This window comes from Bacillus thuringiensis (assembly GCF_001595725.1).
In the GTDB taxonomy this organism is placed as follows: domain Bacteria; phylum Bacillota; class Bacilli; order Bacillales; family Bacillaceae_G; genus Bacillus_A; species Bacillus_A thuringiensis_K.
The window spans coordinates 558881-573322 of the sequence record NZ_CP014283.1; the positions used below are offsets into that span (position 1 = coordinate 558881).

Below are 14442 nucleotides of genomic sequence, written 5' to 3' on the forward strand. Positions count from 1 at the left end.
AATAAATCTAATATTCAATGTGGAGAATCCAAGTGCTCATAAAGAATACTTAGCTTAACTGTTCACCCAAAGAAGATAATTTTGTTTCAATAAATCCTGTCTTTTTATATACAAATTTAGCTGTAAGATTTTCAGGAGCATATCCAATCATGATTAAAGGGATGCTTGTATAGTTATCTTGTTTTATCTCATCAATAACCAGTTATATAGCCTGTTTACCTATATCTTTCTCTTGAAATTTTTCATCAATCATAAGTATATAAATCCAATAATTATTATCAGCAGGATCTATCCTAAATATAGTAAATCCTATCATTTTTTTATCAAGATAAATACCTTTTGCATAGAAATTATCTAGAAATTGAACTTCTGCGATAGAATAGAGATTGGATGCAATAAATGTTTGCTGTTCTTCTTTAACAGACAGTCTAATTGCTTCTTCCCAATTACTTTTGTCAATAGGCTTTAAATAAATTTTCTTCAATTTGATACTCTCCTTCTAGTATTGAAGAGGAACCACTTAGTTTATGGGCTAGTGAAACGTTATCCTCTTGTTTTTTGCCCAATCAAATAAAAATATTTTCTCATCGACTTCGCCTCCTTAAAGGTGCAATTTAAAATACGTTATTATATATTTTCCCTCTATAGTTTATTAAGGTGCTATATTCATACGCAACCTCATTGTTAACTGAATAACCTTTATTCAATTAAAGGGCTCCTTAACAGAATAGTTTATTGTCATCCAACGGCCCCTTAATCGATTTTTCAATTCCAGAAGATGTTATAAATAGAAAAAAATCTTGATGTAATTTAAGTTATATGAAAAGCTATATATTTAAAATAGGAGGGGTAATACCGTTAAGGAGATCCCAAGTACTTAATCCAAAAGAATATTCGAAATCCGGGTAATTAACTAGGGTAGTAAAGCGCCCACCCCAAGTTAGACCAAGTTGTTCCCCTATATATCCCATTTGCTTAAATTTTTTGATGTTATTCCAGGGTATAGAATTATTTTCATAAGGTGCTGCATCAAAGGCTAATCCCCAATTGTGATATCAAGGAGAAAGTGTAAAAATGATACAGAGTTTATTGAAAAGGTATGGTTTTTACACAGGGGAAATAGATGGATTTTTTGGACTTGAAACTGAAAAATCAGTAAAGGAATTTCAAAAAATTAAAAGTTTTACTGTAACAGGAGTAGTGCGTAAAGAACTATGGAGATTACTTGAAGAATTACAATATACTGCAGGTACCACAAGGGATTTGGAATATAACCCCATACCAGTACAGACAAATACAGATGCAAATATTAAAACATACACAACTTCTCAACATACAAACCAATTGTTTATTAATCCTTTCTCTACACCTTCTATGACAAATTCCTCCATATCTCATTACCCACAATCATTCTATAATCAAAATGGATACTTTCCTAATTATTAATCATTGAAAGTAATAAAAATATAAAGGAGTGATTGCAATGAATTGTTATAGAGACAGGGCGAATAGTTTTGATTGATTATCTCTCTTATCCATGGGATACAGGAAAGCAGTTATGCTATCAACCAAATATATTTTTGAATAATCAACAATTTTTTTATGATACACGGATACTTATCGCGCATCAAGTGGCAAGTTAATTGTGTCTGTTTATGAAATGAATACAGATAAATCAATCAAAGGTGCAAAGGTATTCGTTCGTAAGCAAGATGAGGGTAGTCAAATTATTACCACACTTCAAACAAATGATATTGGTTTAACAAGTGTCATTTCTTTATCTGCTCTCCCTAAAGAATCTGCTTCAGATCCTTCGGGCCCTAAACCTTATTCAGAATATATCCTTACAATTGAAGCACCTAATTATGGTGTGAAAATAGTTAGAGGTGTACAAATTTTTGCGGGAACTACAGCAAAACAAAGAGTAGAAATGATTCCTATAAATCGAACAGGAGAGCTGCAATCAATAGAAATTATTGATGTACCTCAGCATAAATTAACTAAACAGCATTTAGAAAGACAACTTCAGCAGTACTCTATGTATTCTACAGATATTCCTTTACATGCACATAATCTACAAATACCGCAATATATTATAGTTCATGATGGGAATTCTTATGAAAATGCTCCAAGATATAAAGTGGATTTTAAGGAGTATATAAAAAATGTTAGCGCTTCGGAATTATACCCGAATTGGCCGAAAGAAGCTTTAAAGGCTAATATCATTTGTATAACTTCATTTGTATTGAATCGTATATATAAAGAACATTAAATTTCTTCTTTAGTAGGGGAGATTTTTAAGTTATCTGCTATATTAGTTTGAATAAAAAATAAAAAGAGGCACATTATAGATATGATGTGCCTCTTTTTATTTAGAAACATCTTAAAGTTAAAGTTTTTTAGTTAACTACAAATTTTTGCACTTTCGCATTATAGCTTTGTGCAACAGGAGAAAGATAATTATGACAAGAAAAAAACATATAATCATTATTCATGGAAGATCTACAAAACCACAACAATCTATAAAGCAAACTTTAGTTAATAACGCTCTAATAAATGGAATCCAGCGAATAAATAAAAAAATGGCAAAAGCAATTGAAGTTGGTGATGTAAAAGTAACGGTTGTATACTATGGTGATATTTTAAACCAAATATTGATGGAAAATAGACCGGAATTAAAAAAAGAACTCGTTTGGATTTCAGATAATTGGTATGTTCCAGATAATACTTACAACAAACCCTTACAAAAACTAATAAAAAGACCCCTTGAAAAGCACACAATAGAAGATTATGATCGATTAATTGAAAAACAAGAAATTATAAAATTTGGTGATGATTTAGCTACAATTGCGAGCCCCTTCTTATCTTTAATTGGAATAACTCAAAAAGTAATAAATAAACTCCTTCCAGATTTAGGTTCTTATCTAACTAGCAGGGTAGTAGGGTCGCAAATTCGTGAACGTTTGCAACCAATTTTAAGGGAATCTTTATTAGCAAATGATGATATTGCCTTAATATCACATAGCATGGGATGCATGGTATCTTATGACGTTTTATGGAAGTTTTCAAGGATGAGTGAATATAAAGATTTATGGGAGAAAAAAATTTCATTGTGGATGACATTAGGTAATCCATTAGGCGAGCCTGCAGTGAAAAAAAGTCTCTATGATTCAAACGAACCAAATGATGGAATGTACCCAACTAACATTATGAATTGGATTAATATTCGAGCTGTAGATGATTTTGTAGCACATGATGGTGACATAAAGGATGATTTTCATCAAATGCTTGAGAGAAATCTTATTAGAAGTATTACAGATGAGCCTGAAATCTACACATTTTGGGTAGATGAGAAAGGGAAATGTAACCCCCATAAATTATATGGATATTTGAATCATCCTGTTGTATCAGAAAAAATACTTAATTGGTTACAAAATTAATTGCATAAATCTATTTTATAAATTGCTATAAAATACTTATTATAAGAGCCTAAAATCAGTTCACGCCAGCTAAATAATTAGCCCTTGTAAATAAAATTTATTTTTAAATACAAATAAATTACGGAACAAGTAGTTTACTCCTTTCATTTCCTTTTCTTTAAACTTAGTCCCCATAATGTTATAACCAAGAAAGAAATGTTAGTACAAAAATTTAAACAAAAAGGCATACCTCTAGGTGTGCCTTTTTGTAGTGAACCTTTTATGCTTGTAAATACATATTTAGTTTTGAACTAAATAGAACTGAGCCAACACTGTATAGCACAATACTTGATTCCGGATATATTTGATCTTTCACAAAAGGTAGTACTAAAAAAATCCAGCCGAACGATATTTAAAATCTCTATAAATTGTAAGAGAACTTAACTAAATAACTGTAAGATGAATCAATAAAAAAGAATTTTTTAACTAATACTGAAATGCTATTGTCGCATACTGAATTAGATGTGGAACTTTTCAAAGTGTAGAAAAGAACTATTTATCATTATTTTTATTAATATATAAATAAAACTTTATTCAAATTAATATATATTCGTATCTTAATATAAATTGTGTATATGAATTTAATAATAACTTATAGATAGATTTTTTTTCAGAATAAAATTCTGTTATTTAATTCATAATATAAAAGGTAATTTAAATCGTATAATTGGGAGGATTGAATTTGTCAAATAATGAAGCGCTAGATCATTGCGTGCAAATGAACATAAATGATAATCAATTAATTGAAGCATCTCGTTTAGCAATTCAAGAAAATCCGGATAATGCGCTCGACTCCTATGGAGTGTCAAAGGAAGCCATTGATAATAATGAAATGGCTTTAATAACAGCAAAAAAATGGAAGAGTGGTCGAACTCTACGTGTACGTTTTCTTGATGGGAACACAGTAATACAAGAAAAAGTTAAAAAATATGCTAATGAATGGAGCAGATACGCCAATATTAAATTTTTATTTGGTGATGATTCAAATGCAGAAATACGTATTACATTTCGACATAAGGGATTCTGGTCTTATGTAGGTACTGATAATCTAGGAATTCCTATAAATCAACCTACTATGAGCTTAACCGGTTTAACACCTGCAAGCTCAGAATCACAAATTTCTCGTGTTGTTTTGCATGAATTTGGTCATTGTATAGGTATATCACATGAACAAGCTAGTCCAGGAGCAAATATACCTTGGGATAAACCAGCTGTATATCGATATTATGCAGAGAATAGTGGTTGGTCTAAAGAAATGGTTGACCAGAATGTATTAGCTAAACTCAATCCACAAGGAGTTTCATTTACACCACACGATTCTAAATCAATTATGCAATATCCTGTGCCAAATGAATTAACTATCGGTGATTTTGAAATTGGTTGGAATACTTCTTTATCAGAAATAGATAAAATTTTTATAGGGAAGATGTATCCCTTATAAATTGAGCAAATTTTAGAGAAATATATAGTTACTAAGAGAATGTATCTCAAATTACTATATAAACTCTATTTTAAGTATGAAAACCAGGTTAATAATCATTTAATTTCGATATAAAAAGGATTAGATTTTATGCCTAAAACAGTTAAAGTATGCATTGATAAAATACCACCTAATTTTTCTAAGGAAATAAGTCTTATTGATCAGTATAAGTGGGTACCAGGCCAAACAATAAATGTGTGTTTTTTAGAGGGGCTTCCTGAAGTGAAAGAAAAAGTCAAAAAACATGCAAAAAGATGGGAAGAATTTGCAAATATAAAATTGGAATTTGGAAATAATCCTGACGCAGAAATACGTATAGCATTTGACATGAATGACGGTAGTTGGTCATATATTGGAACCTCCTGTAAGGAAGTGGATAAGAAGGAGCCAACAATGAACTATGGTTGGCTTCAACCAGACACTCCTGAAGTTGAATACTCAAGAGTGGTATTACATGAATTTGGAAATGCCCTGGGGTGTATTCACGAGCATCAAAATCCGAGTGCGAAAATACCTTGGGATAAAAAGCTGTATATACGTATTATATGGGCCCACCAAATAACTGGTCAAAAGAAGATGTTGATAACAACATATTTAATCGATACGATAAAAATATAACGAGTTTCACAGAATTTGATCCAACATCAATAATGCTCTATACGATACCCAATGAGCACACAATTGGAGATTTTGAAGCTATTGGAGGAGTGACATTTTCGGAAAAAGATAAGCAATTTATTCAACAAATGTACCCTTTCTACTTTCTAAATACTTTTGAAGTGAGCTACTACTATTATTATAAGAAAATTAAACAGTATTAGAAAAGATACTCATATTCATACAAATGGTATTAAAAAATGTATATTTGGGAGGACTAACTACATGTCTAATATGCAATTCGAAAATGATTTAATTTTCAATCAGAAATTAATGTCTTTACAACAACAAAATGCTCTGAATCGCTTTATTGAACGCTCAAACAAACGTGAACATCTCAAGAGTGAATTACAGCATAAAAATCCATTGGAAGTAAGCAAACCAGAACGGGCTTCTTTTCGAAAAGCAATTATTAATCCACGAGATGGCTTAGCATTAGAGCGCATTATTGAAGGAAATGATTTATTTCCTATCTCTTACTTTGAAGCAGGACTTAAAGCTGCTAAGTCTGTTTGTAGAATTGAGGTTCGCGATCGTATTGGAAGGGTTCGCGGACATGGTACAGGTTTTCTTGTGTCTCCATCTTTACTCCTTACAAATAATCATGTTTTAGCAGATGAAGATGCTGCGCTTTTTAGTCTTGCACAATTCAATTATGAGTTGGGGTTAGATTTAAAAGAAAGAGAAATTAAAAATTTTCGTTTAGCGCCAAATCGTTTTTTTATAACAGATGAGAAACTTGATTTTACATTAGTTGCAGTAGAAGAAACATCTGCTGACGAAGCGAAATTAAGTGATTTTAATTTTTTACCGCTTTTACCGCATAAAGGAAAGATATTAGTTGGTGAGCACGTATCAATAATTCAGCATCCTTCAGGTGCACCTAAGATGGTAGCGAATAGAGAGAATAAAGTTCAAGATATATTTGATGATTTTATTCATTATGAAACGGATACACAGCCAGGTTCATCTGGATCAGCTGTATTTAATGATGAATGGATGGTTATTGCACTTCATCATTCAGGAGTTCCTGATCCAAAAGATAGTACAAAATATATAGCAAACGAAGGAATACGAATTAGTAGTATTGTACAGTTTGTTATGAATCAGTCTCAAAATCTAAGTGATGATAAGAAGAAATTACTTGACGATTTTTCAAAATCGTGGGAATTAGTTGAAAACACAACTGGAGAGTTAATTTCTGAGGAGTTACCTTTAGAGTGGCACAAAGACTCGACAGGTCATGATACTAAATTTTTAGGTGATAATTATGAAGTTTCACATCCTAAATTACGTCCCGATCTTGAATTAGATATAGCGCTTCTCAAGAATGGAGAAAGAATATTAAACTATACACATTTTTCGATTGTTATGAGTAAAAAACGTCGTTTAGCTTACTATACTGTAGTTAATATTGATGGGAATAATTTGAAAAATGTGGGCCGTGAAGATGACTGGAATTTTGACCCTCGTATTGATAAAAAATATCAGTGCGGTGATGAACTATATATAGATAATGATCTTGATAGAGGACATCTTGTTCGTAGAAGGGATCCTGTGTGGGGAAATTCTGCAGAAGAAGCAAACAAAGATACTTTCTATTTTACAAATGCCTCACCACAACATAAAAAATTAAATCAAGAGACATGGTTGGGTCTAGAGGATTATATCTTGAAAAATGCTAAAAACTTTAACCTTAAAGTAACAGTGTTTACCGGACCAGTATTCCGAAGTGATGATTTGATTTATCGAGGAGTACAAATACCAGCAGAATTTTGGAAGGTAGTTGTAATAGTTAAGCAAGATGGTAATTTATCTGCTACAGCTTATTTACAATCTCAAAAAAATTTAATAGATAATCTGGAATTTGCATATGGCGAATATAAAACATATCAAGTAGCCGTTTCGAAAATTGAAAACTTAACAGGTCTTGATTTCGGTGGGTTAAGAAATCATGATCCACTTAATGAAATAGAATCAACAAATGGTCATATTATTGAAACGTATGAAGATATAAACTTTTAAATTAAAGAATACACTAATCAATTAGAAGGAGCATGTTTTTGAAAGGTATGTCGAAATATGCTCCTTCTACTCGGGGTTCAGCCGAGATACGTGTAAAAACGGGTCATATACTGGTTTTTATTTCCATTTTTTGACCCGTTTATCTTTTATACAGGTATATTCTCTTCTATTGGTTGTGGAATGTTTTGTAAATCAATCACATAATCGCCAAAACGTTTTAAATGTTTCGTCATATATGGGCTTAACATAACCAGATCTTCTCGTGAGAATCGATAACCTTCTCTCTTGAGTTGCCATAAAATCATGGTAATATCAACGGCATTTTGAAAAATGACTGCATTGGCAACGAGATCATTATATTTAATACGTTTTTCTTGTTCTACTGGATCATTTTCAGTAATAATTCCATCCCCACCAAAGAATAACCACTTTGAAAAACCATTATATGCTTCCACTTTATTTGTACTAGCTGTAATTTGCTCTCTTAAATTCATATCTGAGATATATCTAAGAAGAAATATCGTTCGAATGACTCTGCCTAGCTCTCGAAATGCTTGGTACAGTCGATTCTTTTTACTATTACTTCTCAGTTTTCTGAGAAGAGTTGAGGGTAGTATCTTTCCAGCTTTTATAGACAAAACAACTTGAAATAAATCTTGCCAATGAGTCTCAATTAACTTCCAATCGATTACATCACTAAATAAAGGACCTATATGTTTATATTGAATATGTTTGCTTGGTCTAAAAAACTTTAAGTCTTTCCAATTCCGAATTCTAGGCATTAAATTGATTCCTAATAGATAAGAAAGTGCAAAGACGGGGGTAGACTGACCTTGTGTATCAGCATGAATCGTATCGGGTTGGATATCTGACTTGTTTTTTAGCAATCCATCAATAATATAAACAGCTTCCCAAACCCCACAGGGGATAAAATGGCTAAATAAAGCAATATAATTATCCGAAACATGATGATAAGCTATTCCTCCATAGCCCCCATATCTGATATGGTATTCTGACAGTAAGTTTTCTTCATATAAATCGTATTTTGTTCCATCAGCGGCGGCTGTTTTTCCACTCCCCCATAGTTTTGGAAGGCTAAAGAGGTTGTATTGATTTAAAATATCTTGAATTGAGGCATCTAATTTTTGGGCACTGATGTGAGTTAGCAGGAAATAAACATCCAGTTACAGGCATTCCGTATGATTTAGATGGTTTCCCTATTTTTAAACCCGTTTCTGAAGTTAAATTAAAAGAAGCTGATTTTAAAAAATCTAGACCAACACATGATAGAATATGTAGTAAAGCATTATACGAACAAATAATGAAAGACCCTAAGCTAGCTGCAAAATTCACAGAAGAAGAAATAGAGTTATTTAAGCTGGGCGAGGTACCAGAAAATTATACATGGCATCATCATCAAGAAGCAGGACGAATGCAACTTGTGGATTATGAAACACATAGGAAAACAGATCACACTGGTGGATATAAAATTTGGGGAAAAGAAAGCGATAAGTAAGGAGGAGTATATATGACAACGTTACTTGGATTGGAGTAAATAAAAAAAATTACAGATGAAAATATTCAGAAAGTAGAACAATATTTCAATATTAAATTCCCTATGGATTTTGTAGAATGTGTAAAAAAATATGATAGTGGTTATCCAAGACCAAAAATATTTGATGTACCCGGACAGGATGAGAATGTATTTAGTAAGCTATTAACTTTTGATTTAGAAAGTAGAAATTCAATCATTCAAGTTTATGATGATATAAAAGATAGATTAGCAAATAAAGTATATCCCTTTGGTAAGGATTCATTTGGGAATCATCTGTGTTTTGATTACCGTAGCAATCCTGAATCACCAACAGTAGTATTTTGGGAGCATGAGGAGGAAAACATAGAGGAAGCAATATACCCTGTTTGCTCAACATTTACAGAATTGCTTGCTAGTCTACGTGATTTCGAAGAAGATTGAGGGAACTAAAAAACGGTCTAGAATTCTAGACCGTTTTTTTTGATTTACTAATTTTCCAACCATCAGCCGTTTTCTCTAGTTCAATTACGTTAACTTCTATTAAAATCTTTTAATAAATTTGGATTGTCTATATCATAAAACACTAAGTTTATTGCTTTTATATTAACAGTAAAATCTCTAATGTCATGGGTGTTTAAAATTTTTATTTCCTCAATATTGGAATTTATTGTTACATCAATTGAAATTGGAACTATTTTCAAGAAAAGATTTTCGTTATTTTCTTGAATTGCTAAAAAAATATGGTAACGATAACTAGTTTGATTATTATCTTTTTGATAATAGAAAAAGTAAGATTCATTTTCTTGATGTGAAAGGTTTAAAAAAGCGTTAGTTATAGTATTTAACACCCTAGAACGAAAAATATTATTATGTTCTGATAATTCTAGGAGGTTGTTAACAGCGAAATAGATAGTGTCAATCATTTTGCCAACACTAACCCCTTCTTTTTTTATAGTATGATTTATACTATTTGTTACAAAAGTATTGTCGTAAAAATCTGTAATCTCGATAGCTTTTTGAAAATCGAAGCTAAAATCCTCAATATTTAAAGATTTTTGAAATTCCTGTGATAAAGTTAAAACCTTATCTAAATATCTTTGGTCTAATTGGTACACCTCTAAATATGAAATAGCATTCAGAGAAGGTAAAGCCATGGTAATCACTCGATTATAAAACATATCATTCACCCTCCTAATTAATTATCCACACTATACACCTATAATATACCAAAAAAAACCATTTGTGGAATGTAAAAAAGCATTAAATCTTAAATTAAATTAATAAACTTGAATTTCTACAAGTTTTTAATGAAATTTTATTAGATTTGTATACGAAATAAACCTTAATGAAGTGAAAGGTTTATTTCGCTAGCTATTTGATAGTATAAGGATGAGAGGAGGGAATACAAAAATATCAAAATGTAATATTCTTTATTAAATTAATAGGAGGTATATTTAAATGGATTTTCTAAATGAAGAAATTTACGATGTTATTGGAATAGGATTTGGGCCGGCAGGTATTGCGCTATCTGTTGCCATGAAGGATTTTGAAGAGGGAAATCCTTCTGATTATTTAAATTTAAAATGTTTATTTGTAGAGCAAGCCAAGGATTCCACTTGGATGCCGGAAATGTTACTACCGGGAACAGATATTCAACATCATTACCTCAGAGACTTGGCTACACCTCGTAATCCAAGAAGTAGGTATACTTTTCCGATGTATTTAAAGGAAAAAGATAGATTATTTACGTTTGGCCAATTTTCAAGTAATCCTGGAAGAATTGAATGGTCGGATTACGTAAAGTGGGTTGCAGATCAAGTATCAGAAAATACTCTTTATAGACATAAATTTTTAAATGTTGAGCCAATTGTATCATCAGAAACTAAAGCGGTAGAAATGGTTCAAGTTTCCACACAAGATTTAAATACTGGGGCTATAAAAAAATTTAAAGCACGAAATATAGTCTTAAGTACAGGTAGAAGAAAAAACATTCCCGAAATTTGTAAAGAATTTGTTGGCCAGAGAGTATTTCACTCAAGTGGTTATAAAAGTCATATTAAAACAGTTCAAGAAAAACAACCTACATTCGCTGTAATTGGGTCAGGACAAAATGCTATTGAAATTGTATTAGATCTTGCGCAACGATTCCCACAATCAAAAATAACTTCTATTCATCGTGGTATGGGATTTCGACTTTATGATTTAGGTCACTTTAGTAATGAAGTATATTTCCCTTATTTTGCTGATTATTTCTATTCTGTACCAAAACAAAAGAAACAATATTTGTTTGAAAAAATAAAACATACAAACTATTCTGCGGTTGATGCTGATGTAAGTCGTTCTTTATATTGGAAAATCTACGAAGAAGGTATTCAGGGAATAAATAGAATTCAAGTTATTAATAATTCGGAGTTAACTACTATAGCTGAAAAAGATAAATCATTTAAACTGAATGTAACTGATATGTACACACAAGAAAAGTTACAACTTGATGTGGATTATATAATCTTATGTACTGGATTTTATGAAGAAAAATTCCCAAATGGATTACAATCATTAAGTAACTATATTGAATTGGATGAAGATGAGGATTTAATTATTAGTCAAAATTATGAAGTTAAGACTTCCGAGAAATTCACACCTAAAATTTATGTAAATGGTTTAACTGAAAGAACGCATGGAATAAGTGATGCAGCTTCCTTTAGTATGATGGCTGTAAAAGCTGGAAAAATCCAAGAAAGTATACAATCACAATTAAAAAATACTCGAATATTACAGGAGGTAGAATAATTGATGGAAGTCTCTTTACTAAATAATTTTGAACATCTATCTCCAGTATGGCCACACTTTACTCAAATACATGTTGATTATGCAAAAGGTCCATATATATATGATATAAATGGAAAAGAATTTTTAGACTTTACTTCAGGTATAGGAGTTACCAATACTGGACATTGTCATCCGAGAATTGTAAATGCTATAAAACATCAAGCTGAAAAAATGCTACATGCACAAGCTACTATTTTTTATAATACACCCATCACAAAATTATCTCATAAACTTTGCGATTTACTTCCTAGTGAGTTAAACTGCTTTTTCTTTAGTAATAGTGGTAGTGAAGCGGTAGAAAGTGCAATAAAGTTAGCTCGTCATGCGACAAAAAAAACTAATATTATTTGTTTCCAAGGCGGATATCATGGGCGGACTGTAGGAGCAATGGCTGTTACTACAGCAAAAAGCATTTATAGGAAATTTTATCAACCATTAATGCCTGGGGTTATTGTTAGTCCATTTCCTTATGAAATTGGAAATAATTTTGACTCAGATGAATTAACAAAACGATGTTTAAAGGAATTAGAACATATTTTATTAACTCAAACTTCTCCAGAGGAAACTGCTGCAATGATTATAGAACCAATATTAGGAGAAGGTGGATATGTTATTCCGCCAAAGTCTTTTATTCAAGGTTTACGAGAAATTTGTGACAAATATGGAATTCTATTAATTTTTGATGAAATTCAAACTGGATTTGGACGAACAGGTAAATTATTTGCAATGGAGCACTTTGAAGTTACACCAGATATTTTAGTAATTGCAAAAGGTTTGGCATCAGGTTTACCTCTTAGTGGAATTGCTGCATCAAAAGAATTAATGAGTAGATGGATAACTGGTTCTCATGGTGGGACTTATGGTGGAAATATATTAGCAGCTGCAGCTGCAATAGAAACTATCAATGTCTTAAAAGAAGAGGACCTAGTGGAAAATTCAAAAAAAACAGGGGAGATTATACTTAATTATTTAAAAGGTCTTCAGGAAATTTATCCGTTCATTTCGGATGTACGAGGACTTGGTCTTATGATAGCATGTGAGTTTCTAGATCATGAAGGTCTTCCAGATTCAAAAACAGCTAAAAGGATTCGTGAGTTATGTGTTGAGAGGGGATTAATACTCTTGACATGCGGAACACAGGATCATGTTATTCGTTGGATTCCTCCATTAATCATAAATAAGTTACACGTACAAGATGCCGTATCAATATTTTCTTCTGCATTATTACAATATAAGGAAGAGAAAAATGAATAGTCATAGTGATATCTTGATAGTAGGTGGGGGCATAATTGGAGCAAGTATTGCATATTATTTATCTCAAAATCATGTAGGGAAAATAACTCTATGTGAACAATCACGACCACCAGGAATAGGGGCTACCAGTAAATCTGGCGGCCTTCTGAGAATGCATCATACAAACTCGTTTCAAAGTAAACTAGCTTGGAAAAGTTTACAAATTTATTCTAAATGGAATGAAAATATAGGTGGAGATTGCGGTTTTAATAAAACTGGTTTTGCAATGATTGTTAGCCCGGAATTTAAAAACGAAATTACACACAATGTAAGTATGATAAGTGAAATAGGCGTACCTATTAAACTGTTGTCTCCAGAAGAATATAAAGAAATACAACCTGAATCCTCTATTGAAGGAATAGGATTAGTAGCATTTGAACCACATAGTGGTTACGCAGATCCAATAAAAACTACTCATTGTTTTATAAGCAAAGCATTGGAAAATGGAGTGTTATTGAGAGAAGGAGTCCGTATAAACAAATTGATTATCCAAAAAGAAAAAGCGATTGGTGTAGAAACTAACATTGGAAGCTTGTATGCAGATAATATAATAATTGCCAACAATGTGTGGGCAACTGAAATATTAGAGAAACACAACATAAACCTACCTTTACGTTCAAAACAAATTGGCATCTGTTTTTTATCAAGAGTAGATTCCAAAGTTTCAACAAAATTATTAACTCATATTGACGATACTATTGGTACTTATTTTCGTCCGATTTCAGAGAAAGAAATATTAATTGGAATGTTTCATAATCAATGGGATGTAGATCCAAATAATAAAAATAGTGTTCCAACTTTAAAAAATATAGCTTATACACAAAATAAAATAAAGAAACGTCTACCTTTTTTAGAAAATTTCTTTCCTATAGGAGGGCGAGTAAGTTTTGATGGTTATACACCTGATAAGCACCCTATTATTGGGAAGTGTCCCCAGATTGAGAATGTATACTTAGCTGTAGGTTTTAGTGGAGGTGGTTTTAAAATTGCTCCTGCAGTTGGTGAGGCTGTTGCAAAGGAAATACTAACAAAAGAAAAACAACCAGAAATACAACCTTATCAATTGGAACGTTTTTTTGAGAGTAAACTAATAAAAGGAAAATATAGGTATGATTATATGTAATTATGTTCTTTAGTATGAGGAG

General features: G+C 31.5%; 8 protein-coding genes and 7 pseudogenes. 11 read left to right on the plus strand and 4 right to left on the minus strand.

The window, feature by feature from the left end:
- Positions 1-36: 36 nt before the first annotated feature.
- Together AXW78_RS28600 and AXW78_RS33490 are read right to left on the minus strand one after the other, a co-directional pair.
- A pseudogene (locus AXW78_RS28600) lies at positions 37-484 on the minus strand (GNAT family N-acetyltransferase).
- A gap of 343 nt (positions 485-827) precedes the next feature.
- Positions 828-1055, minus strand: a pseudogene (locus AXW78_RS33490) (M15 family metallopeptidase); the annotation flags it as partial.
- A gap of 1 nt (position 1056) precedes the next feature.
- Between AXW78_RS33490 and AXW78_RS28605 the strand changes: the two are divergent.
- The 6 genes and pseudogenes from AXW78_RS28605 to AXW78_RS28630 form a co-directional block, all read left to right on the plus strand.
- Positions 1057-1446, plus strand: a pseudogene (locus tag AXW78_RS28605) (peptidoglycan-binding domain-containing protein); the annotation flags it as partial.
- 68 nt (positions 1447-1514) lie between these two features.
- Positions 1515-2269 (plus strand): annotated as a pseudogene (locus AXW78_RS28610) (SpoIID/LytB domain-containing protein); the annotation flags it as partial.
- 193 nt (positions 2270-2462) lie between these two features.
- Positions 2463-3440, plus strand: a complete 978-nt coding sequence (locus AXW78_RS28615) for a hypothetical protein (RefSeq protein WP_000197076.1) — start codon at positions 2463-2465, stop codon at positions 3438-3440.
- A gap of 721 nt (positions 3441-4161) precedes the next feature.
- On the plus strand, positions 4162-4920 hold the full coding sequence (locus AXW78_RS28620) for a M12 family metallopeptidase (protein WP_000069205.1): 759 nt from the start codon (positions 4162-4164) through the stop codon (positions 4918-4920).
- A 129-nt stretch (positions 4921-5049) separates the two neighbouring features.
- A complete protein-coding gene (locus tag AXW78_RS28625; RefSeq protein WP_003304220.1) occupies positions 5050-5577 on the plus strand; it encodes a M12 family metallopeptidase in 528 nt (175 codons plus the stop codon).
- Positions 5578-5841: 264 nt separating this feature from the next.
- Positions 5842-7641, plus strand: a complete 1800-nt coding sequence (locus AXW78_RS28630) for a DNA/RNA non-specific endonuclease (RefSeq protein WP_000069116.1) — start codon at positions 5842-5844, stop codon at positions 7639-7641.
- A 146-nt stretch (positions 7642-7787) separates the two neighbouring features.
- Here the strand turns inward: AXW78_RS28630 and AXW78_RS28635 are convergent.
- Positions 7788-8801: pseudogene (locus AXW78_RS28635) on the minus strand (transposase); the annotation flags it as partial.
- On the opposite strand from AXW78_RS28635, the pseudogene AXW78_RS28640 reads away from it, so the two are divergent.
- Both AXW78_RS28640 and AXW78_RS28645 read left to right on the plus strand, forming a co-directional pair.
- Positions 8801-9157: pseudogene (locus tag AXW78_RS28640) on the plus strand (HNH endonuclease); the annotation flags it as partial. The pseudogenes AXW78_RS28635 and AXW78_RS28640 overlap by 1 nt on opposite strands.
- An 8-nt stretch (positions 9158-9165) precedes the next feature.
- Positions 9166-9616: pseudogene (locus tag AXW78_RS28645) on the plus strand (SMI1/KNR4 family protein).
- 89 nt (positions 9617-9705) lie between these two features.
- Here AXW78_RS28645 and AXW78_RS28650 read toward each other — a convergent pair.
- Positions 9706-10353, minus strand: coding sequence for a hypothetical protein (locus AXW78_RS28650; RefSeq protein ID WP_000499738.1), 648 nt, complete (start codon positions 10351-10353; stop codon positions 9706-9708).
- A 280-nt stretch (positions 10354-10633) separates the two neighbouring features.
- Here AXW78_RS28650 and AXW78_RS28655 point away from each other — a divergent pair, with 280 nt between their 5' ends.
- Genes AXW78_RS28655 through AXW78_RS28665 form a run of 3 tightly spaced genes read left to right on the plus strand, consistent with a single transcriptional unit; the run spans position 10634 to position 14420 of the window.
- On the plus strand, positions 10634-11965 hold the full coding sequence (locus tag AXW78_RS28655; protein ID WP_000346903.1) for a SidA/IucD/PvdA family monooxygenase: 1332 nt from the start codon (positions 10634-10636) through the stop codon (positions 11963-11965).
- Positions 11966-11968: 3 nt separating this feature from the next.
- The gene (locus tag AXW78_RS28660) at positions 11969-13258 is read left to right on the plus strand and encodes an aspartate aminotransferase family protein (RefSeq protein ID WP_061885017.1); all 1290 of its coding nucleotides are present in this window, start codon (positions 11969-11971) and stop codon (positions 13256-13258) included.
- Positions 13251-14420: an NAD(P)/FAD-dependent oxidoreductase gene (locus tag AXW78_RS28665; protein ID WP_001084263.1), complete on the plus strand. Its 1170-nt coding sequence runs from the start codon at positions 13251-13253 to the stop codon at positions 14418-14420. Before AXW78_RS28660 ends, AXW78_RS28665 begins: the two co-directional genes overlap by 8 nt.
- Positions 14421-14442 lie beyond the last annotated feature (22 nt).

Coding starts and splice junctions, on each gene's coding strand:
- AXW78_RS28615 (WP_000197076.1), top strand. CDS start 2,463: ATGACAAGAAAAAAACATATAATCATTATTCATGGAAGATCTACAAAA.
- AXW78_RS28625 (WP_003304220.1), top strand. CDS start 5,050: ATGCCTAAAACAGTTAAAGTATGCATTGATAAAATACCACCTAATTTT.
- AXW78_RS28630 (WP_000069116.1), top strand. CDS start 5,842: ATGTCTAATATGCAATTCGAAAATGATTTAATTTTCAATCAGAAATTA.
- AXW78_RS28650 (WP_000499738.1), bottom strand. CDS start 10,353: ATGTTTTATAATCGAGTGATTACCATGGCTTTACCTTCTCTGAATGCT.
- AXW78_RS28655 (WP_000346903.1), top strand. CDS start 10,634: ATGGATTTTCTAAATGAAGAAATTTACGATGTTATTGGAATAGGATTT.
- AXW78_RS28660 (WP_061885017.1), top strand. CDS start 11,969: ATGGAAGTCTCTTTACTAAATAATTTTGAACATCTATCTCCAGTATGG.
- AXW78_RS28665 (WP_001084263.1), top strand. CDS start 13,251: ATGAATAGTCATAGTGATATCTTGATAGTAGGTGGGGGCATAATTGGA.